The sequence below is a fragment of the Halomonas sp. B23F22_20 genome (assembly GCF_043496985.1).
In the GTDB taxonomy this organism is placed as follows: Bacteria; Pseudomonadota; Gammaproteobacteria; order Pseudomonadales; family Halomonadaceae; genus Halomonas.
In genome coordinates, this window is record NZ_JBIEKH010000125.1 from 1 (window position 1) to 578 (window position 578).

Annotated in this window: 1 protein-coding gene; it reads left to right on the plus strand. The window is 37.0% G+C overall.

Translation table 11 applies throughout. From position 1 onward, the window contains the following. The first annotated feature begins 69 nt into the window (after positions 1 to 69). On the plus strand, positions 70 to 465 hold the full coding sequence (locus ACGTN6_RS20915) for a hypothetical protein (RefSeq protein ID WP_394595026.1): 396 nt from the start codon (positions 70 to 72) through the stop codon (positions 463 to 465). The last annotated feature ends 113 nt before the right edge of the window (positions 466 to 578 follow it).

A 578-nucleotide genomic window follows, 5' to 3' on the forward strand; every position in this document is an offset into this window, starting at 1 on the left:
GTATGCCACTACCAGTGCCTCACGAAGTAGATAGCTGGTTTGTGTCCAAGGTATTATAGGGGGGATCTTATGATTAAACTTTATGAACAAGTTACTCATAACGGAAAGACCTATGAGCCTAATGAAGAGATTGATGCTAAAGAAATTTCACAAAAGGAAGCTGAGCGCCTTGTAAATTTAGAGGTCGCTTTTTTTGTTGGCAAAATCACTGAAGATGTTGAATTGAATGAGAAAGAGGAAATTCAGGATGATCAGGAAGACATTGTAGAAGAGTTTGAAGAAGAAATCAGCGATGAAGAGTACCAAAGCCTGTACAAGCAATTAGATAATGCGTTCAACGCCGAGCCATTGCAGAAGTTTGCAAAAGAGCACGGTGTTGACTGGGAAGGCAATAAAAAGGAAAACGTCATTGAAGCTATTATTCTTCAAGATAAAGTAGAACAGATTCTTGCAGAGAAGGAATAAAAAAATGGATTCTTTTAAAGATTTTCTCCATAAAGATATGTCTACCTTTTTTAACCCGGATGAATTTGCTGAAACGATTAATATAGAGGGAATCGCTACAAAAGTATTAATCG

Bases quoted from the DNA above. Each gene is read 5' to 3' on its own strand.
- ACGTN6_RS20915 (WP_394595026.1), top strand. From the start codon at position 70: ATGATTAAACTTTATGAACAAGTTACTCATAACGGAAAGACCTATGAG.